Origin of the sequence: Persicobacter diffluens (assembly GCF_036244895.1) — a bacterium.
GTDB lineage: Bacteria > Bacteroidota > Bacteroidia > Cytophagales > Cyclobacteriaceae > Persicobacter > Persicobacter diffluens.
The window spans coordinates 14,791-35,538 of the sequence record NZ_BQKE01000005.1; the positions used below are offsets into that span (position 1 = coordinate 14,791).

Here is a 20,748-nt window from a genome sequence, read left to right on the forward strand (position 1 = left end):
ATATGGGTCGGCAACAGCCTTTGTGAAATAGTTTTATTCCGCATCCACCAATGACTTCGCTTCCGATTTGTCATTGTCTTTGATCGATTGCAATTCCTGTTTGATCTGTTCTAATTTCTGATCACTCAAATTATAGAACATAAAGCATCCGATGGAACCAAAAGCAATGAGGGCAGGATAGATTGTCATGGCATTTTTGATCCCCATCAATGCATCGGCTCCTTGCTCAACATTCGGCTCATAGCCATACCAGCTCAACAATGCCAAAGTACCCGACGCACCAATAGCAACGCCTGTCTTTTGGGCGAAAGTTGCGGCAGAATAGGCGAGCCCTGTGGCGCGACGACCATTTTTCCACTCAGAATAATCGGAAGAATCTGCCAGCATTGACCACAGCAAAGGCATTGTCGGCCCTGATGCCAAAGAGAAAACAATCTGTGTGGCGAAGATCAAAACGATTTGATCGGGGCCGAGGAAATAATTGAAAACCAAGGAAGCCGAAATCACTCCCAAGCAAATCATAAACAGCTTCGCCTTACCGATCTTTTTAGCCATCCAATTGGTAGGTACTACACCCGCCAAAACGGCGATCGTTCCCACCACCATAAAGAGCGATGCAAGGTCCTTGCGCCCAACGAAATACTGAAAATAGTACATCACCGCCGAGCTTCGGATACCGATATAAATCAACAGGGTGATCGAGCTGAAGAACAAAAGCAACCATGGTCGGTTCGAACTCAAATCCTTGAAATCCTCCTTGATACTGTTCGCACTTTGTTTCATAGGCTGAACCCGCTCTTTGGTCGTCAGGAAGGCAAAAAGCAATCCCGCCAAGCACAGAACACCCAATCCAGCGATCGCCAATGGGTATCCTTTAGCTTGATCTCCTTCGCCTAATTTCTCTACCAATGGGATCAATCCTCCTTGAACCAACAAACTTGCACCATAGGCAAAGACAAATTTGAAGGAAGACAGCGCAGTGCGTTGCTCAGGATCAGGCGACATCACCCCGATCAAAGCATTGAAAGGCACCGTTACCATCGTATAGAAGATCAAGAAGGAGAAGTAAGTTGCATAGGCATAAATCAGTTTTCCTGTCGGGTTCAAATCGGGCACGGTAAACATCATCACCGCCGTAAAAACCAACGGCAAGGCTCCTAACATCAGAAACGGCCTGAACTTACCCCATCGGGTGTTGGTTCTGTCGGAAATCGTCCCCATGATCGGGTCGTTCATCGCATCAAAAACACGAACGATCAGAAACAGGGTCGCCGTAGCCGCCGCAGGCAGTAAGTACACATCGGTATAAAAAGCAGGAAGGAAAAACATAAGGGTCTGCCACAAACCACTACTTGCCAACTCTCCGAGGCTATACCCGAATTTTTCTTTGAATGAAAGCTTCATTACAGTAAACTTTATAGATGAAAAAATTAAATACCCGCTTTCAGCTTACCAGAATTCTTGATCACAAATTGTTTCTTTTTAATGTCTTGATAATCAACCAAAACATTCTCTCCACGGTAATTGATCACATCATCAAAGTGAATCGCAGGGCGAGGATCACCTTCAGCAGGAGCGATTTGTACCTGATCAAAAATGATGTTCTTTACATGTCGGAAATAAATACCTGATGCAGGCAAATCGGTACCATACATTTTAGGATATGGATAATTTTTTGAATTCTCAGGAACCTCAGAAGTCAAATCCTTAACAGTTCCTGCCGTGTTGTATTCAAATTTACAGTTGTGCATGCTGACCCCTTCCACATAGTGCTCAGGGTAGCCCGTGATGTTTACAGGAACGCTACCAATATTGGTGGCGGTGATATTGGAATAAGAAATATTTTTGATCGTTCCAGCCGTAATCGGGTGATGATTGTATTCAGTATGCGTTACCTTATGACGATCCGACAAACGAATGAAAATCGGCGTCATCATACCATCCATCACGATATTGTTGAAGCTGATATTTTCAATATCACAACCATCAACAGACATCAAAGACAAGCCCGTAATACCATTGCGGTAGCCCAAACCATGAACGATCTTGGTCGCGCGAGTTGGACGCAAAACGCAGTTTGAAACCGTTATGCGCTTGAAAGTACCGAATGAGCCTGTTCCCAATTTGATGTAAGAAGCGGTGGAAGAAACGATACAGTTGGTGATCACCACATCTTCGGTCCCTTTTGGGGCTTCTGTTTTCAGGCAGATTCCATCATCCGCAGAGTCCACGGTACAATCAGAGATGTGTACCCGATGACAATCCACAATGTCCATGCCGTCATTGTTGGTATTCGCATGGTTGAACAATTCGATGTTGTGGATACGAACGTTATCACAAAGGTAAGTTCTCAGCATCCAGAAAGCCGAATTGGTCAGTGTCAGATCGCGAACGGTAATGTTCTGACAGTTTCTGAAATAGATACCGTACGGGCGTTTGCTACCATTTTCTTCCAACATCGGAAAGGCCTCATGCTGATCGCCAGAAGGGTAGATGGTACCGTCACCCGTCAAAGTAACATTCTCCAAATTGTCCCCAAAAATAAATGCACGGCGCGACATGGTGTAACCACCCGATTGGCTCAAATCCGCATTCGAAGGGATTTCAGGGAACAATTTCAAATCAGGAACTGCCTGCCACACACTACCCGACTTCAGCTCAATGGTAACATTACTTTTCAGGTGAATCATTCCCGTCATGAATGTTCCTGTCGGGAAAACAAGGGTGGTGTTTTTTCGGCTTGCTTCATCGATCGCCTTTTGAACCGCTTCGGTGTTGTCGGTTTTACCATCGCCTACGGCACCAAAATCAACAATATTGAGCCCTTGGGCAGAAACGCTCACAGGAAATAGAAGACCGATAAAGAGATAAAAAAGATATTTCATGATTAAAGTTTTTGCTAAAAAATTATTAGTTCAAGATCCCATAATTCTGCGAATATGATGGGGATGATCTTTCTTATTAGTTATAAAAATGCTTATGGAGGATTTTTTTTATCTTCCGATTATTTTTCAACTTTATCGGATGATTTATTCCCTTTTTATAAGATCAGGGGGGGACCTTTCTTCTTTATGCCGCATCCCTCATTCAGAAACACTCGTTTTGCTGCATAACGGGAAAAAAGAAAAATTAGGATGTCTTTGGTTTTACCCCAAAAAGCTGATGAATCAGGAGAAAGGAAGCTCACTTAGTTCATGGCTTTTAAATACCCTTTTGAGCAAACCAATTTTATCTGGATCAATCAGCAGGTCGGATGATTTGATGAGGGAAGTAGACTGATAAAAATCAATAGTTTGTTTGTTTTATAGCTATTTCTGTAATTAGGGATTGAAAATAAATGCGCAACTATCTTGAAGGAGCGTATTCATAAGAACAAAGTTAATTTTCCTATATGAGTAACATTTTAGTGACTGGAGCCACTGGTAATATTGGTTTTGAAGTGATTCGCCATTTAATGAAAATTAAAGGTGATGATACGATCATTGCTGGCGTTCGAAATATTGGGCAAGCCAAGGCAAAATTTGAAGTTTTCCCCTCTTTGCGATTTACCCATTTTGATTTTGAGCAGCAGGATACTTTTGATAAAGCGCTGGAAAATATTGATCGTATATTTTTGCTCCGTCCCCCTCATATCTCAGATATCAAAACTTATTATAAGCCACTAATTGATAAAATTGCGAGCAAGGGAATTCGGGAAGTATGCTTTTTGTCGGTACAGGGAGCGGAACGTAGTAAAGCTATTCCTCATCATAAAATTGAACAGTTACTGATCGAAAGCAAACTGGATTATATATTTTTAAGACCCAGTTATTTTATGCAGAATCTGACTACCGTTTTACGGAGGGACATTCAAAATAAGGGAGAAATCGTTTTGCCGGCAGGCAATGCGGTTTTTAATTGGGTAGATGTAGAAAATATTGGGGAGGTTGCCGCTTTATTATTAACTAATTTTGAAGACTATAGCGGGCAGGCGATCGAATTAACCGGTAATGAAAATGAATCTTTTCAAACTGTAGCTGCTTTGATTAGTCAGTTTGGGGGTAAGGAAGTCAGGTTTAAAAATGTAAATCCTTTCCGTTTTTATCAAATTAAATCTAGAGCGGGAATGGAAAGCGGAATGATTTTGGTAATGATTTTATTACATTTTTTGCCACGATTTCAGAAGCCTCCGAGAATTTCCGGTTTTTATAAAAAAATTACGGGTAAAAATCCTACTAATTTAGAAACATTTATTAAAAGAGAGTCTTCATTATTTTGCGGAAATAATTAAAGGTAAACTGGTTTAATCGAAGCCGAATTAGCAAATGCTTTTCCATCCACTCAAACAATATAAATACCAATACTCATTACCAAGCTACTGTAATTTAGGTGTCTATAAAATTATCCTGATATATTTTGTACTCATAACCCTCTTTACTTATTGATTTTTGCGATTGTGTATTTAAATTATTTTTTAATCTATAATTTGATGAATAATGTTAAAATATTTTTTACTTATCTTATGTGGAATAGTATTATTGTGCTCTTCTTGTCAAACAAAAGGAGGGTTATCTGCTTCTGATCCTGTTCAAATTATTTTAGATACTGATATGGGTTCTGATTGTGATGATGTAGGAGCCCTGGCTATTCTAAATGAATTTATGAATTTATCAGAGGCGAATTGCCTAGGCGTAATATATAGTTCAGGTCGCGTGCCATACAGCTAGACATTTTTGCCTAAAAACGTAAAAAGCGAATCAACAATAGTAACTTTGGGTTCCAACGCCAACAAAGATCTATGTTCAATTCGCTTCACAGCAAACTTACGCAAGAATTTCCAAAATGGGGTAAAGCTTGCTGGAAAAATGTACTCGCTTTAAGTTTAGGTATCATCCGAAAAGGAACCGTATGTCTTAATAAAGTGAAAGATTGCATAGGTAGCATTTTAGAAAATCAGAGTACTTCCGCCTCTGGTCATTACAAACGCTTAACCCGCATATTTACGGAATATTCTGACACCCATTTATGGAGTGATCTATTGCAATTATCCGCCATGCATATGCATAAAGGTGGGGATTTTTTGATGGTGGATGGCACCAGTTGGAAGCAAGGGGATCGCACTTTTCATTTCATGACCTTGGCAATTTTGTATAATGGAGTAGCTGTGCCGATCTATTTCATGAATCTGGAAAAGAAGGGCATCAGTAATCAGGAAGAAAGAATTCAGTTGCTTGAAGAGGCGTCAAAGTTATTCAATCTTGAAGGCAAAATTCTCTTGGCTGATCGTGAATACGCAGGACAGAAATTCATCAAATACCTTGAGGATAACGGCTTTAAATATGTGCTTCGGGTAAAAGAATGCAACTTTAAGAATCAGTGGAATGAAAAATCTATGACGAAAGCGCAAATGATTTCAAAAGTCATAAATAGTAAGGTGAAGGGCAAAACGATGTCCGCTAAGATGAAGTTTGAAGCCGGAGACAATTGCCGGATGGTCATCAAGAAAAGTGAAGATGCGGAAAAGGAACCTGTGATTTTCCTTCTGACAAATCTATCTAAAAACGCATATAAAGTAGCTGAGGACTATCGGAAGCGATGGCAAATTGAGACATGTTTCAGACATGTTTCAGACATTTGAAGACCAATGGTTTTGACCTTGAAAAAATGAATGTTCAGGGAGCAGATAGATGCCGGTTAATGATGGCTATTGTCGTTTTTGCATATTCGGTAATCATAGCTCATGGGTTGAAAAAGTACAAAAGTGTTAGTCTGAAAACTTATGCCAATGGTAAAAGGTACAGATCCATTTCCGTTTTTCGAAAAGGAGTCGAATGCATCGCAGAAGCTGATTACAGAATAGAAAATTGGGGCGAGTATATCCTGATTCACTTCTTAAGCCATGATCGGAAAATTTGCCCCAAATCAATAAATGTCTAGTTGTATGGTCGCGTGCCTTTTGGTGTTGGGGTGATAGATGCTGTGAATCAGTATTATAATAATGGTCATATTCCTATTGGTGCGAATATGGATCCGGAAGTAGGGGATCCCCTGGATAAAATGCTGGCCGAGAAACTTGCACGGGATACTACTGCTTTCGGAAACCGGGTTATTTGTAATAGGGAAGTGCAGGAACAGACCCGCTTAAATAGACAGTTGCTTTCTGAAGCCAGTGACAGCAGTATCGTATATGTGACCATTGGTCATACCAAAGGTTTGTATGATTTATTTATCTCTAAGCCCGATGAGTTTTCTCCTCTAGATGGTCAACAACTGATTAAACAGAAGATTAAACATTGGGTAGCATTGGGGGCCTTGAAAGCAGATAATGTGGAGGGGCATTTTCAACAAGAGTGGAATTTTTTCCGTAATGGGACCGCTAAGTATACAGCGGTTTTAGTGAAGTCCTTTCCAAAGCCAATATATTTCATTAATGCCGGAGATAATGTTTTTACTGGTAAATCTCTAACGGCTACTCCTCCTGGTAATATTGTTAGAATAGCCTATCGAGATTGGTTATGGAATGTTGAGCAAAAAATTATTGAGGATCAGCGGCCAAGCTGGGATTTAACGACGGTGGATTTTGCAGTAAGGGGCTGCCGGGATTATTTCCAGGTTTTGGATAATGGGTATTTGGAATTTGATACTGAAAAGGGAAGCAGATGGAATACCGATGTACGAAACGAAAATCATTTTTTCGTAAATCAAAAGGAAGGCGTGGAGCAGGAAATGGAAATCTATCTGAATGAATTATTGGGCAGGCAGACGAAGCGGTCATCTTAAACTTATAGGTACTACTTGGTCGTTGTTACTAAAAATTGCTATGGGTAATAGTTTGATTGATTGAATGTTGGTAAAAATGGAGGCTATTCTCATTAGGAGTTATAGCAATTATTATCGTTTGAATGGCAATATTGTTTTTGGTGTGAATTGATTTCACTTTTGGCAGGCTAATTATGCTTTTCGGGGAGTAAGGAAAATTTAAAATATGATAAAAGGTAATGTTTTAGTTATTCAGGTGACCACTCCCAATCATCATGAATCGTGTATCATGTGGAGATTAAGTTCTTATATTTACTTTATTTAGCTTTTTTTTTGCCTCTTGATGATCCTCCAGGGAAGCGGAAAGATTACTATCATTTTTCTTGGCTGCCCTTGAAGGGCTATATTGTAATTGGATAAACATAGGGAAATGATCTGATCCGATGTTGGGTAGGCGCTGAATGCTTGATACAAGAAAATGATTTGAATGAAAAATATGATCTAATGGCCACCTCATAAAAGGATATTTAGCATGAAAGGTATTGAAAAATCCTCGTCCAATCCTTGGGTCAAGTAAGCCGCTGATTCTTTGAAAAAGCCGATTGGTATGTGACCAGGCCACATCGTTTAAGTCTCCCGCTACAATTACTGGTAGTTTGAGGTTGACGATCTGTTTGGCTATCAGGATCAATTCAGCGTCCCGAGGAGTAGAGGTTTTATTTTGTGTAGGACTGGGAGGTTTGGGGTGTAAAATATGCAATCGGACTTTTTGTTGGTTTTCCATTAATAGTTCAGCCTCTATGGAAGGCACATCTTGTTCAATTAAATAATGTACTTGCTGATTTACTAGTTTCCTTTTGGAATAAAGGTGCATTCCATAAGTATTGTCTGAAGGACATTTCACCGAATAAGGGTATTCAGATTCCAATATGGATAATTTATTCTGCCATTTTTGGTCTGTTTCAAGCGTGATGAGTATATCGGGTTGATATTGATAGACCAGAGCAATCAATTTGTCATATTGATCATTGTCCATGTATACATTAGATTCCAAAATAGAAATTGCTGTCGTATGGTTTTGGTTTTCAATGGTTTTAACTTGTTTTGGGGAAAGGCGAGTGTAGGGAAAAATGATATAAAATTGATAGGCAAGATTCAGGCCTGCGGAAATTTCCAGAGCCATGATGTACCAGGGGCTTCCAAGGTCTGAAAAAAATAAGAGACCGACCAGGCATACCACCGTCATAACGGTGAGTTGTGCATGGGGGAAATCGGACATCCGAATGATCCAATGATCTCTTCTTAATAATTGAAGGGTGGTTATCACCATACTGATGATCAAGCCCGAAATACAAATAGTGGATATCATTTAATTTATATCGGTTATTTTTTTATTTCCCAACGGACAAACTGAATGTAATGTCTCCGTTTGTTCGAAATGCTGTCTGCAAGGTTTAATATAAACATTTCAATTGGCATTCCACATTTTCAGTCTCGCTTGATTCAAGTCCTCACCTAAGTCAATAATTATCCAAGTGCAAGATTGAAACATTATCGTGAGTCGTCATATTTGAATTCCTGAAAGTGGTTTTGGTAAATATTACTATAAAAGGGATGATATTCTGCTAAAATAATCGGGTATCGCTTCGGCTATGCGTCAAATTTTCTTATTGATTTTGAATGAGTAATGCGCTTCAAGGCGATTCTTTTATCAAGCTAATTGACCATTTGAGAAATGGTTATTAACCTGAATTATTCGCCGCTAGATTTAGAAGGTCTCCTTATATGACTTCATTTCAATTCAATAAAATTGTGTTTATTGATTTAATAATAGCCCAAATTTGGTTTGGCTTGCTACTCCTTCATCTGTTTCGTTGTAAATAACTCCAAATATGAAATAATGATGTCATTTTTTCCGCTTAGCAGCTAAATGAGGATTTAAACATGATTAATCCGGCTAAGGAATACTAAAATCATATGCCAGGCTTTTTTTGGGGCTAATTCGCCCTAGTATGGGCAATTTTTTCCCCAATATACCGGTTTTTTGTATAGGGGTGAAATTATTAAAACCGCCTTCAGGTGCTTGTAGAGGGGGATTACGGTTTTTTATAGATTATGGTACAATAATTCCACCTATAAGATCGAAAACAATGTTAAACTAAATCTAAAAAAACATGAACGATTTACAAGTTAAAGGTAATTGGAATGAAACAAAGGGTAAGTTGAAACAGAAATATGGTGACTTGGTCAATGACGATGCCTTGTATGCGGAGGGCGCTTTAGATAAATTGATTGGGGCGATCCAGAAAAAAACGGGTGAATCTACTGAAGCCATAAAAAAGGAAATTAATAAACTCATTTCATAAGTTTAATTGCTTGCCCTACTGAGTTGCTCTGAATAAGGGTGATCGTTTCCGCCTTTGCGGTTCTATTAGCCTTATTCAGACACCATTTGATTGTTCCGTAACGTACGCCACAAACTCTTCCTGGAAATTATGAGAAATCTTCAAGAGCCCATTAATAAAGTGATGGCTAAATTAGACAGTTGGTTGGATGCCTTTGTTACCATGCTACCAAATATGGCCATCGCTGTATTGCTTTTTGTTTTTTTCTATCTACTAGCAAAATATATTAAAAAGTTTTCCAACAAATTATTAAATAAAACCATCGATAATAGGGTGTTGGAAAATTTGCTGGCCACCATTATCTATTATACGGTACTTGGGTCTGGCTTCTTTATTATTTTAGGAATTCTAGGGCTTGAGAAAACGGTGACCTCTCTATTGGCAGGGGTTGGAGTTATTGGTATTGCTTTGGGTTTTGCGTTCCAGGATATATCAGCAAATTTTATATCTGGAATTATATTGGCCTTTAAAACGCCCTTTAGAATTGGGGATGTAGTGGAGCTGAACGGTATTATGGGCACCGTCGAGAAAACCACTATTCGGGTCACAATCGTGCAAACCTTTCAGGGGCAGGAGGTGCATATTCCTAATAAAGATGTGATGCAGAACCCGATCTATAATTACTCCAAGCTCGGAAAGCGGCGTATAGATTTATCAGTCGGCGTTTCCTATAATGACAATTTAAAGGAAGTAGAGAGCGTGGTGTTAAACTGCATTAAAAAGCTTGAAGGCGTTGTAGACCCGGATAATATCATTTTTGACTATTATGAGTTTGGAGACAGCTCGATCAATTTTATGATTCGGTTTTGGATCAAATTTCCAGGGCCTCCGGAATTAGGGTTCCTTGAATTAAGAAAGAAAGCCATTATTTCCATAAAGCAAGCTTTTGATGAACATGAAATCACGATTCCATTTCCAATCCGAACGCTGGAGTTTAATCCCCGGCAGCTTTCCTCATCCAAAGAGGAAGTCATGGAGGTAAATGCATAGTGAATATTCAATAAATCATTATTTAATAAACGAACACAATAAAAATTAATTTATTTATGAAAATATTAATGAAACTTCCATTAGGTGTTGCAGTAATTGCATGTATGCTTTTATTTGTACAATGTGAATCTAAAAAAAATGCGTCGGCTAATTCTGAAATAGTGAAGGAATGGCAGGAGGAAAAGCAGGAGCTGAAGAATGAAGTGAACGTAATGATAGGGGAGATAGATGAAGAGTTGGAGGATATTCAGGCTAATCTAGAGGACGCCAAAGCGGAGACCAAAGAGGAGTGGAAGGAGACTATAGCTGAGCTCAAAGGTGATCGTTCTAAACTTGAAAAAACGTTAGACAATATTGAGGATCAAACTGAAGACAGTTGGGATTCCTTTAAGGATAATGTCGAGGATGGTTTTGAAAAAATGGAAGCTAAAATTGAAGAAGTAGGGGAGAATATTGAGGAGACCTTTGAAGGGTAGAAACGTGTGTATATTTAGTTTAAAGAGCACTTAGGTGCTCTTTAACCTGAGTTGTGTTGTACTTTAAATTATATCTGTTTTTGCATTTATTAAAATATGCATTCAAAAGATTAAAGGTCTTAGATTTCCCGAAATGTCAGCGCTCCCTTTTTCGGCTTAGGATCTGCCATCCATTCTGGATTAATGCATAGTTCGCTTTTAGCGTATGTTAAAAGGACTCCATTCGGCTGCAAATTCGAATTATTCAAAAGGATTTTGGATAATTACTCAACAATAGCGGTGCTATTTTCTCAAAATAATCGGGTATCGCTTCTACAATAATCGAATTTTCGCTACGAATTTTGGCTTTTAATCATGCTCTAAGTGTTGATCATTTAATAACCTAACACTATAATGTTATTATAATTATTTTATAAATCTTTAAATTTATCTATTATGTTATCTTGGACAATTGCATTTATCGTCATTGCTTTAATAGCTGGTGTTTTAGGTTTTACTAATATTGCCCGTGGAGCTGCTGGAATCGCTAAAATTATTTTTGTTATTTTTATTATCTTTTTTGTTATATCCTTATTTTTTGGTTCAGTCTAAAGATCTAATTTAATGCATTAATATTCATACTTCCTATCCGTTTTTTTGTGTATTACTGCTCCAGATTACCCTAAATCGTGTTTAATAGGACACCACTTGGCTGTAAATTCAAATTTACGCTGAGAATTTTGGCTTTTAAAAAACGCTCTTTTAGATGGAACGCTGGATTGGATAGGTATGACCGCCATTATTATGAAAAGGATCCGTTCCTAAGAGCGTGATTAAAAGCACACCATTCGGCTGCAAATTCGAATTATTGGAAGCGATTTTGGATAATTTCTCAACAAGAGCGATGCTATTCTCTCCAATAAATCCGGTATCGCTTCTACAATAATCAAATTTTCGCTACGAATTTTGGCTTTTAAACACACTCTAAACGTTTTTTAGGGACGGTTCCTTTTTTATTTATTGTGAAGGGTTATCCGTTTTTGCTTTGTAATAGTTGCTTAAGATATAAAAGGCTTGTTTCTTCAATCCACCTTCTCCGATAATACCCTTTCTGTTCCACATGTCCTGAATATCCGCTAAAGGTCTGCGTGGAGAACGAAAATCACATAAAACCCAAGGTGTGAAGCCAGCCAAATTAGGAATATTATCTATTCCTTCCAGTGTTTTTTTGTACAGGTTGGCCTGAAACTCTTCAGACCAGATAGTTTCAGCATCTGCGTGATAGCCGGCCAAGGCACCACCTCCCCATTCACTAACAATGACCGGTTTATTATATTTTATCTGCCATTTAATGTCTTTAAAATCATCAATATCACCACCATACCAGCCGTGGTACTGATTGAAACTGATGATATCAACCACTTCACCGAATGGATCGTCGATTACTTTTGCTCCTGAGGAATGGTGCTGGCTCACCTCCATGGCCGCACTTATCAATCGGCTATCATCGAGAGTCCTTACTGTTTTGGTTAAGTTTGTCAGGAATTTTGTGCGCTCATCGCTAACCGGTGTTTCATTAGCTACACTCCAGATAATGACCGACGCACGGTTTTTATCTCTGAATATTACCTCTGAAAGTTGCTGTTGGGCATTGGCAAGAGTTTCAGGGTTTTCCCACTGAATGGTCCAATAAACAGGGATTTCTTCCCAAAGTAAGAAGCCCAGTTCATCTGCTAAACGTGGCATGTATTCATTATGAGGGTAATGGGCAAGGCGAAGAAAGTTTGCATTCAGGTCTTTGGCCCATTGGAAAATCTGGCGTGCATCTGTTTCACTATAGTTTCGGCGACCACCTATAGGATTCTCCTCATGTACAGATATGCCCTTTAGTTGGTAGGGGGAGCCATTCAATAAAATTTGTCCATCGCGGGTTGTGATGCTTCGAAAGCCGATTTTATCCCTTAATTGATCCTGCCCCACCTTGAGACTCACTTCATATAGATGGGGCTCCTCAGGTGTCCATAGCTTTAATTTTTTGTTTTTGAAGGTAAAGGAGGCAAAGCCCTCCGCATTGGTATTAATGGTTTCTTTCCATTTAAGTGCGGGTATTGCCACTTCTACTGCGGTTGCTTTGTTAACCCCATTAACTTTTATTTCCGCTAGAACCTGATTGAGGTCTTTATTATCTAACTTAAATCGGTAATCTTTAATATGGACCTCAGGAACATCAATTAATTTCACTTCACGGGTAATACCGCCGTGGTTCCACCAGTCAGTGCTTAGGGTAGGGACCGCTTCAGCTTTACGGCTGTTATCGACCTTCACAATGACAAAGTTTTCCCCATTCTCATTTAAAAAGTCGGTGATATCAAAATTGAATGGCGTGAACCCACCGATATGAATACCTACTTTTTTTCCGTTGACATACACATGTGCCTCATAGTTTACCGCCCCAAAGTAAAGGTAGGTCCGATGTGCTTCTTTCTTAACGTGTTTAAAATTTCTTTGAAACCAAACCACTCCTTCATACCAAAAGAGTTTCTCCTCTTGAGTTGACCAACTGCTTGGTATGGTCATGGTCTCGGCCTTTTCAAAGTTGTACTCACAACGTTCGCTTTTATCCCTGGCCTTGGCATTTTGAAAATAAGCCGTAACCCCCGGATTCAGGTTTGGTCCCCAGGTATCATAGGCACTTCGGCGGTAGTTATAATAGCCATTTTCGTAGGGGTCCACAATATAGTGCCATTTTCCATTCAGAGAGACGGCTTGACGATTAAAAACATTGTGTAGTAAAGGCGTGGCATGAAGTGAATATGCCATTAGCCATAGCGTGAAAATAAAAAATAGTTTTTTCATAGTGTTTAAAAAAAGGAGCCAAAGGCGCTGTTTTTAGGGTGTGGTCTTATGAGTAAATTATCATTCATTTGCTATTTATCCGGATTATTCCTACTTAAATCCTCGTTTAGCTGTAAGGCGGAAAAATGAAGGAATTTTTTCTATTTAGAGTTTTTTCCAACGAAACAGATAAAGGAGGAGGAAGCAAGCTTGCCAAAATTTGGGCTATTATAAACCAAAGAAAACAAATTATAATGACCGAAAACAAAGCACTTGCGTTTAGTCGATAAATTTAGCGGTGAATAATTCGGGTTAATAGATCCCTAATGTTTTCCCCTAAATATTTAAAAAGGTTTTGCCCCAGCCTGGATTAAAACATCCAATGAGGGACAAAACCTGGTATTAATTTTTTTACTACTTATTTTTACTCCATTACTTATTTTTGAGTAGGAGGAGTAACGATGGTATATTGGATAGAGAATTTCATAGAAGTCAAATCCAATTTATAAGTTACGTTGTAGATAGGGTTGTTATAATCATTTTTTTGCTCGTCAGTCAGGAAGGTTAGTTTTACATCATCCGTTCTGTCAGGACCACAAGTTGTAAGTTCATCTGTGATTTTATTACAAGTTCCTGGCTCTAATTCTACGTCAATTTTTCTGAATTGGAAATCATATTCTCTGGAGATGGTCGCTCCTTCAAATTGTTGATCGATCGGAATAGTTTCCAATAAAGGTTCATCACCAATGGCCCACTCACCGTCTGCCCAGCATTCGCTGTTTACAATTTTTAATTTTTCGAAGTGCTTGCTTACATTTTCGTGCTCCAATACATAAATCCAATTGTCATCGCTCTCCCTTGCCATTAAGTTGGTCTCGTCACGATCCCATCCGCCAGCTCCGGTTCCCACAACCCAAAGGGTCTCCAAATTGGTGTCAGTACATTCTGGATTTTCTGGGTCTTTAGGACTTGCCATTACCGCCTGTACCACCTGAGCTTTCACCGCAATTTCTGTTTTTGCTTCATTTAAAGTGAAGGTTACATTCACTTCTGGGGCCTTCCATTCGAAATCCAAATACGCTTGGGAAAGGGTTTGCACTTTTCCTTTTGCACCTGCTTCCATGGTAAGATCGGTCACTTTTCCTTTCACATCTTCCCCAATCACTGCAGATTTCATGTCATTGGTCAAATCCAACTCCGAACTGCCGGTATACGTGTTGCCCTCCGAGTCTTCGATTGCATATTCAAAGGTGTTGGTAGTAAGTCCTTTTACGGTTCCAGCCACTGCTCCGCTACCAGCGTCGGTCATGCTAACGGTTTGTCCTGCCACATTTAAGGTATAGTTCACTGCAGGAGCGGGGTTTTCTTCCTCACTACAGGAAACGAAAGCGATAGCCGCGAAGACTAGGCACAATAGGAAGGCGAAGGTGTTTTTTGGTAAAAAATTCAAATGTGTCATAACTCTTATAAAGTTTGATAAATACAGTTTTTGATCTGGCCTTTGCGCTATTATTGAATCAAAGGTTTGATCTGATAAAAAAATTGATTTTGTTTTTTTGATATGCTCAAAACTAGTTAGCGGGATATTTGAATGAGGCCATTATTTGTCTGTAAAGGTGTCTTTTTTTAACTTTAATTTAATTTCAAACTTCCTTAGGGGAAGGTTTAAGGATTTCAGGGGCTGGATCATCGCTAGGAGCCTAAGGGCGATCAGGTTAATGGTCATCGGTGTAATTAGAATCAGAAGAGAATTTGATTCAAAAAAAACCTTAAAAGACAACTAATTATTCAATAAAGTAAAAATGCACTATTTTTTTTATGACTTCAATACCTCAATAATTCCCCCATTTCAAACATTAGTTGCTCCCTTCCTTTTTGAAAAGCCGATACATTTGAGGTGTTCATAATATTAGATTTTTTAATAGACAAGCAAAATGAATAGAAGAAGAACAAAGCTGCCGATCTGCCAAGGTCGGTTAAAGCACCTATTTCTAATAGCCTTAATTTTTTGTTTGGCTTCGGTAGGAGCGTTTGCACAAGATAGACTCGTGAGTGGTCAGGTCACGGATAAGGATGGCCCGTTAATAGGGGTTAATATTGTTATCAAAGGAGAAACGATTGGTACCATCACCGATTTTGAGGGAAATTATGCTCTTAAAGTCGGGCAGGGTGATGCCGTGACGCTCCAATATAAATTTATAGGGTATAAAACCCAGGAGATTATTGTGGGTAATCAATCCCAGATTAATGTACGGTTGGTGGCAGAGGTAACTGAGCTGGATGAGCTGGTTGTTGTAGGTTACGGCACGATGAAAAAGAGTGACCTTACTGGTGCGGTTGAGGTGATCGATACGGAGAACCTTACCAAATTCCCGGTATCTAATGTGAGTTCCGCCCTGGAAGGCCGCGTGTCCGGTGTTTTTGTCAGCAGTACAGCAGAGCCTGGAGCGAGCCCCAATATTAATATTCGCGGCGTCGGGACCATTAATGGAAATTCCACCCCACTATATGTAGTGGATGGGGTTCAATTGTCAGATATCTCCGGGATCAATCCTTCTGATATTGAGAGTATGCAGGTGTTAAAAGATGCTTCCTCTGCGGCAATTTACGGATCCCGGGCAGCGAACGGGGTGATCATTGTAACCACTAAATCCGGGAAATCCGGGGAATCTAAATTTACCTTTAATGTAGAAACGGGTGTAAGTGCAGTTGCAAGCAGACTGGATATGATGGATACGCGCACTTATGCGCAATATACCAGTGAGATGGTGGTTAATGCCTCCACGCCTTTGAGTCCATTGACCCCGCCGGCTTGGGTGAATGATGAATCGCTGATGGGGATCAATACCGATTGGCAGGATTTGGTCTTTGAAATGGGGAAGGTGACCAAGGCGGATTTGGCATTGTCCGGCGGTTCGGATCATGGCTCTTATCGTGTTTCTTTGGGGTATATTACACAGGAAGGGACCATTGCCGATACCGGTTACGATCGATTGAATTTGGGTGTTAGTACCCGCCAGACCAAAGGTATTCTTACTTTAGGATTAAACTCCACCTTATTCTTTTCCAACAAGCAAAAGAATCCGATTACGGATAAAAGTATGAATATTTACCAGGCAGCCCCTCAGATTCAACCCTATGATCCGGACAATTTAAATGGCTTAGGTAAACCAACTTTTGATATATCGGGTAATAATAACTTTCCTAACCCTTTGGTGGGAGAACTTTGGGATCAATATAGAAGAACCTATGGCGCAATTGCGAATTTATTCTCGGAGATCGCCATTACTGAACCATTAAAATTCCGGACGGATGTTAACTTAAATTATCAACTGGATGACAGAAACTTTTACAATCCCAAAGTAGATCAGGGCTTAGCGGCTAACCTTAATCCTTCGCAAAACGGCCTGAATATCCGGAATAATCAACAAATGAATATTCTGATTGAAAATTACCTGAAATTCAATAAAGAGTTCGGTCAGCACACGGTTAACGGAATGGTGGGTAATTCGGTGATGTCAGAGCAGCTGATCGGCATGCAAATTAATGCCGTAGATTTGGAGGAGGGAACGCGGGTTCCACAAACAGGTGATATTCGAACTTCCTACGGCTCCAATCAGGTTTATCGTCAGGTGTCATTTTTGGGTCGTGTGAATTATAATTACGACAATCGTTACCTCTTTACCGGTAGTTATCGAATGGATGGCTCGTCCAGATTTAAGAGAGACCGGAGATGGTCGGGCTTCCCGTCATTTTCTGCTGGTTGGAAAATCTCTGAAGAGAAATTTATGGAAGATGTAAATGTGTTTTCCAATTTAAAACTGAGAGCAGGTTATGGGGAATTGGGCCGTCAAATCGGTAATGCTGTAGCAGGATTAAATTCCCAGATCAAATATCCTTTCCCAACCGGAGATATCAGTGGAACGGCACCCTTGCAAATCGCCAATGATGATTTAGGCTGGGAGACTGTTCAGCAAACCAATATCGGTTTGGACATGGGCTTGTTCGATGATGCTTTAACCTTTACTGCGGAATATTTCATCAGAAATTCGACAGATATGTTGTTGAAAGTTAATCCGGGAGGATATACGGGTGTTCGTGGTCAATCCTGGGTGAATACCGGTAAATTGGTGAATAATGGGGTAGAACTTAATTTATCCTATAAAGCTTTTAATGATAATGGTTGGGAGCATGTTATTTCCCTGAATTCCACCATGATTCAAAATGAGATAAAGGACCTTCCGACGACTATAGGGGAAAATGGCCTGGCGAATGATGCCAGTTTACTCCGTACAGGAGAGCCTATTGGGGCTTTTTATGGATATCGTCGTGAGGGGATTAATGAAATTACGGGTAAGCAGATGTTCCGTGACCTCGATGGTAATGGAGAAGTAAATGCAGATGATCGCGAAGTGCTGGGCTCTCCTCATCCTACCTACTTTGTTGGTTTAAATTATAGCTTACGTTATAATAACTTTGATTTCAGCATCTTTGTGCAGGGAGTTGGAGGGCATCAATTGTATAATAAGACGCGTCTTGCTTTAGAAAATGGTGCGGGTTATGGTAACCGATTGTCCTATGTATTGGAGCAATCCTGGCATCCGGACAGGAACCCGGATTCCGAGTTCCCGATTGTTAGTTTGAATGATAATTCTGCTCACAAAGGCATTTCGAACAGTGCCGTTTCCGATCGCTGGATTGAGGATGCGGATTACATTCGCCTGAAGAACGTTCAAATCGGATATACCCTTCCTCAAGCACTCTTAGATCGCTGGAAATTGAATTCAGTGCGGGTATTTATTAGTGGAATCGATCTGTTTACCATCACTAAATATACGGGTTTGGATCCGAGTAATATCAGTAACCCGAACGGTAGTTTCACCATTGGTTATGACGGGGGAACTTACCCTGCAGTACGCAGTATGACCGCCGGTCTTCAAATGGCATTCTAATTCTTTTGAATCAGTAAATTTTTTTAAGATGACTGAGATATTAAATATCATAAAAAAATATAGTTTAGGAATTATACTTTCCCTAACCGCTTTTTCGTGTAATTCTTTTTTGGACGTTGAGGTGATAGACACCGTAAGTCCGGATACCTATTATAAAACCACGGAGCAAATGGAAAAAGCCGTGGTGGCGGCTTATTCACCGTTGAATAATTTTGGCTTGTATCGCCAATTCTACGGGGTGGTAAGTGATATCGGCACGGATGATCTCACCACATTGGAGGGACGATTTCAGGGCTATATGACCTACAATATTGATAACACCGATAAGGTGTTGTTTGACCGTGGTTTTTTGGTAACCAATGATACCGAGATGATTGGAGGAGGAGGGATTTACAACTCTCTTTATGAAGGGATCATGCGTTGCAATATTGTGTTGGAGAAATTGCCCGCCTCTGATGCCACCGGTAAAGAGCAAATGGAAGGAGAGGTACGTTTTTTAAGAGCACTCTATTACCAGCATATTGTAAATTTGTGGAGTGAGGGCGTTTTAGTGACCGAGGAAAATTATGGCAGCCAAAGTCATCCTTTTATTTCCACCGATGAAATAGTGCCTTTTATTGAGCAGGACCTGAAGACCATCATAGAAGATAAGCTTTTACCATGGAGCGATGAAAGTGGTTTTGCTACCGGTCGTGCCAGTATGGAGGCGACCAAAGCTTTGCTGGCCCGTCATTATTTGTATGAGAAGCAGGTCGCCAAGGCGGAACCACTGCTTCGAGAAGTGATTAATCGGGGCAATTACAGCTTAATTCCGGTGGATCTGATTTGGACTATTGAAGGGGATAATAGTGAAGAGGGTATTTTTGAGGTTCAAATAGATGATTCTTACGGAGGGGGTAATATTTATTTTGATGATAATAAGAACTCCGCTTGTGTGTCGATTCGGAATACCTTCATTGGCCCTACTACTACTTCGGCTTATCAGAATATTATTCCTACCAAAGATTTGGTGCAGGAATTTGAAGAGGGTGACTTGCGGAAAAAGAATTTTATCCTTTCTGATGGGGACAGTATTCCATATGCGGAAGGCACGGTTTATAAAGGCTCGGCTACTTACCCGTATTGTGTATTAAAAGGCATTAAGTCCGGTGCGCAAGCCAACCCGGTGATTGGAAGTGGTCAGCAAACGGAAAATTTCCCCATCATAAGATATACCGATGTGCTATTAATGCATGCCGAGACGGTGGTGGACAGTGATCCCCAGACGGCAATGGAAGAAATTAACCAAGTGAGAGCACGTGCTTTTGGTTATTCTTCTGTGCAGGAATTAACCGATAATGGCAAGGATGTCGCTTCCTATATGACTGCTACGGGTAAGTCATTGATGGAAGTGATCAAGCATGAGCGTAGAGTAGAATTTTGTTTCGAGGGCTTGCGTTATTTTGATTTGGTTCGCTGGGGAGATGCAGCTTCCAATGCCATTATGCTGGACAAAGGTTGGAGCCCGGCATTGGCCAAGCACTATCCAATACCGTTGGAGGATATTAACTTTAATAATTCCTTCTAATGTATCTATTTTGTTGGGAGTATTAAGTTGAAAATGAATGTGTTGGCTGTGCATAGCCAGCCTGCACTGCAGCCGGTGCCTATGGGAGTAGGTGCCGGTTTTTTTTTGGTCTGTTGTCCCGGACAATGAAGGCTTAAGCCGAATTATTCACCGCCATATTTATTGACTGATCGCAAGTAATTTAAATTCAGTTCATTACAGTTTATTTTCTTAGATTTATAATCGCCCAAATATGGGCAGGCTTGCTTTCTCCTCATTTATCTGCTTCGTTGGAAAAAACTCGAAATAGGCAACTATTCCATCATTTTTCCCGCCTTGCAGCTAAAAGAGGATTGAAGCATGAATAATCCGGCTTAAGCCAAATTATTCACCGCCATATTTATTAACCGATCGTAAGTAAATTAATTTCAGCTCATTACAATTTATATTCTTAGATTTATAATCGCCCAAATATGGGCAGGCTTGCTTTCTCCTCATTTATTGTTATGCTCCGTAAATACCAACTGATCCTTATTTTCCACAAATAAATGGGATGAAAAGGATTTTCTTAAATAGGCTGGATGATTGATTACCTGTAATTATTAGACCCACAGCAGAAGGAGGTGTTATCGGGCCATGTTTTTTTAGCTGCAATTTTAAAGTCCTAATTTCATTAATCCCATTAATCTGTGGACAAATGAGCGTTCCGAATTAAAGGGTTTTTTCACTAGCTCCGGAGCTTCCTTTTTTGAGGATAACGATCATCATGCTTTTGGTAACCGCTGATGAGGTCATAGGTAATTGGGGGAATGAAAGGATGAGGCTTT

Annotated in this window: 15 protein-coding genes; 10 read left to right on the forward strand and 5 right to left on the reverse strand. The window is 39.9% G+C overall.

The features are described 5' to 3' along the window. Window positions 1–33 precede the first annotated feature (33 nt). Window positions 34–1,404 (reverse strand): MFS transporter, encoded by a 1,371-nt coding sequence (locus AAA970_RS23705; RefSeq protein ID WP_338239373.1) that lies wholly within the window; start codon window positions 1,402–1,404, stop codon window positions 34–36. A 26-nt stretch (window positions 1,405–1,430) separates the two neighbouring features. Further along, window positions 1,431–2,885, reverse strand: a complete 1,455-nt coding sequence (locus AAA970_RS23710) for a glycoside hydrolase family 28 protein (RefSeq protein WP_338239374.1) — start codon at window positions 2,883–2,885, stop codon at window positions 1,431–1,433. Window positions 2,886–3,391: 506 nt separating this feature from the next. Between AAA970_RS23710 and AAA970_RS23715 the strand changes: the two genes are divergently transcribed. The 4 genes from AAA970_RS23715 (at window position 3,392) to AAA970_RS23730 (ending at window position 6,759) form a co-directional block, all read left to right on the forward strand. Continuing rightward, window positions 3,392–4,270: an NmrA family NAD(P)-binding protein gene (locus AAA970_RS23715; RefSeq protein ID WP_338239375.1), complete on the forward strand. Its 879-nt coding sequence runs from the start codon at window positions 3,392–3,394 to the stop codon at window positions 4,268–4,270. A gap of 507 nt (window positions 4,271–4,777) precedes the next feature. Continuing rightward, complete coding sequence (locus AAA970_RS23720) at window positions 4,778–5,617, forward strand: transposase (protein ID WP_338239376.1); 840 nt, start codon at window positions 4,778–4,780, stop codon at window positions 5,615–5,617. Next, on the forward strand, window positions 5,590–5,916 hold the full coding sequence (locus AAA970_RS23725) for a hypothetical protein (protein WP_338239377.1): 327 nt from the start codon (window positions 5,590–5,592) through the stop codon (window positions 5,914–5,916). The genes AAA970_RS23720 and AAA970_RS23725 overlap by 28 nt, the downstream gene beginning before the upstream one ends. Then, entirely contained in the window at window positions 5,917–6,759 is an 843-nt protein-coding gene (locus AAA970_RS23730) for a nucleoside hydrolase (protein ID WP_338239378.1), read from the forward strand. 277 nt (window positions 6,760–7,036) lie between these two features. Here AAA970_RS23730 and AAA970_RS23735 read toward each other — a convergent pair whose 3' ends face one another. Then, window positions 7,037–8,107, reverse strand: coding sequence for an endonuclease/exonuclease/phosphatase family protein (locus AAA970_RS23735; RefSeq protein ID WP_338239379.1), 1,071 nt, complete (start codon window positions 8,105–8,107; stop codon window positions 7,037–7,039). 805 nt (window positions 8,108–8,912) lie between these two features. Between AAA970_RS23735 and AAA970_RS23740 the strand changes: the two genes are divergently transcribed. The 4 genes from AAA970_RS23740 to AAA970_RS23755 all read left to right on the forward strand — a co-directional run bounded on the left by AAA970_RS23740 (window position 8,913) and on the right by AAA970_RS23755 (window position 11,200). Continuing rightward, window positions 8,913–9,104, forward strand: a complete 192-nt coding sequence (locus AAA970_RS23740) for a CsbD family protein (RefSeq protein WP_338239380.1) — start codon at window positions 8,913–8,915, stop codon at window positions 9,102–9,104. 129 nt (window positions 9,105–9,233) lie between these two features. Then, on the forward strand, window positions 9,234–10,133 hold the full coding sequence (locus AAA970_RS23745) for a mechanosensitive ion channel family protein (RefSeq protein WP_338239381.1): 900 nt from the start codon (window positions 9,234–9,236) through the stop codon (window positions 10,131–10,133). Window positions 10,134–10,189: 56 nt separating this feature from the next. Next, the gene (locus tag AAA970_RS23750) at window positions 10,190–10,609 is read left to right on the forward strand and encodes a sll1863 family stress response protein (protein WP_338239382.1); all 420 of its coding nucleotides are present in this window, start codon (window positions 10,190–10,192) and stop codon (window positions 10,607–10,609) included. 435 nt (window positions 10,610–11,044) lie between these two features. Then, window positions 11,045–11,200 carry a DUF1328 domain-containing protein gene (locus AAA970_RS23755; protein ID WP_338239383.1) on the forward strand — a complete coding sequence of 52 codons (156 nt, stop codon included), beginning with the start codon at window positions 11,045–11,047 and terminating at the stop codon, window positions 11,198–11,200. A 405-nt stretch (window positions 11,201–11,605) separates the two neighbouring features. Here the strand turns inward: AAA970_RS23755 and AAA970_RS23760 are convergent, their stop codons facing one another. Both AAA970_RS23760 and AAA970_RS23765 read right to left on the reverse strand, forming a co-directional pair. Next, window positions 11,606–13,444, reverse strand: coding sequence for a glycoside hydrolase family 2 protein (locus AAA970_RS23760; RefSeq protein ID WP_338239384.1), 1,839 nt, complete (start codon window positions 13,442–13,444; stop codon window positions 11,606–11,608). Window positions 13,445–13,859: 415 nt separating this feature from the next. Further along, window positions 13,860–14,882, reverse strand: a complete 1,023-nt coding sequence (locus AAA970_RS23765) for a hypothetical protein (protein ID WP_338239385.1) — start codon at window positions 14,880–14,882, stop codon at window positions 13,860–13,862. 475 nt (window positions 14,883–15,357) lie between these two features. On the opposite strand from AAA970_RS23765, the gene AAA970_RS23770 reads away from it, so the two are divergent. Next, the gene (locus tag AAA970_RS23770; RefSeq protein ID WP_338239386.1) at window positions 15,358–18,375 is read left to right on the forward strand and encodes a SusC/RagA family TonB-linked outer membrane protein; all 3,018 of its coding nucleotides are present in this window, start codon (window positions 15,358–15,360) and stop codon (window positions 18,373–18,375) included. Window positions 18,376–18,403: 28 nt separating this feature from the next. Beyond that, window positions 18,404–19,942: a RagB/SusD family nutrient uptake outer membrane protein gene (locus AAA970_RS23775; RefSeq protein WP_338239387.1), complete on the forward strand. Its 1,539-nt coding sequence runs from the start codon at window positions 18,404–18,406 to the stop codon at window positions 19,940–19,942. Window positions 19,943–20,748 lie beyond the last annotated feature (806 nt).

Coding starts and splice junctions, on each gene's coding strand:
- AAA970_RS23705 (WP_338239373.1), bottom strand. CDS start 1,404: ATGAAGCTTTCATTCAAAGAAAAATTCGGGTATAGCCTCGGAGAGTTG.
- AAA970_RS23710 (WP_338239374.1), bottom strand. CDS start 2,885: ATGAAATATCTTTTTTATCTCTTTATCGGTCTTCTATTTCCTGTGAGC.
- AAA970_RS23715 (WP_338239375.1), top strand. CDS start 3,392: ATGAGTAACATTTTAGTGACTGGAGCCACTGGTAATATTGGTTTTGAA.
- AAA970_RS23720 (WP_338239376.1), top strand. CDS start 4,778: ATGTTCAATTCGCTTCACAGCAAACTTACGCAAGAATTTCCAAAATGG.
- AAA970_RS23725 (WP_338239377.1), top strand. CDS start 5,590: ATGTTTCAGACATGTTTCAGACATTTGAAGACCAATGGTTTTGACCTT.
- AAA970_RS23735 (WP_338239379.1), bottom strand. CDS start 8,107: ATGATATCCACTATTTGTATTTCGGGCTTGATCATCAGTATGGTGATA.
- AAA970_RS23740 (WP_338239380.1), top strand. CDS start 8,913: ATGAACGATTTACAAGTTAAAGGTAATTGGAATGAAACAAAGGGTAAG.
- AAA970_RS23745 (WP_338239381.1), top strand. CDS start 9,234: ATGAGAAATCTTCAAGAGCCCATTAATAAAGTGATGGCTAAATTAGAC.
- AAA970_RS23750 (WP_338239382.1), top strand. CDS start 10,190: ATGAAAATATTAATGAAACTTCCATTAGGTGTTGCAGTAATTGCATGT.
- AAA970_RS23755 (WP_338239383.1), top strand. CDS start 11,045: ATGTTATCTTGGACAATTGCATTTATCGTCATTGCTTTAATAGCTGGT.
- AAA970_RS23760 (WP_338239384.1), bottom strand. CDS start 13,444: ATGAAAAAACTATTTTTTATTTTCACGCTATGGCTAATGGCATATTCA.
- AAA970_RS23765 (WP_338239385.1), bottom strand. CDS start 14,882: ATGACACATTTGAATTTTTTACCAAAAAACACCTTCGCCTTCCTATTG.
- AAA970_RS23770 (WP_338239386.1), top strand. CDS start 15,358: ATGAATAGAAGAAGAACAAAGCTGCCGATCTGCCAAGGTCGGTTAAAG.
- AAA970_RS23775 (WP_338239387.1), top strand. CDS start 18,404: ATGACTGAGATATTAAATATCATAAAAAAATATAGTTTAGGAATTATA.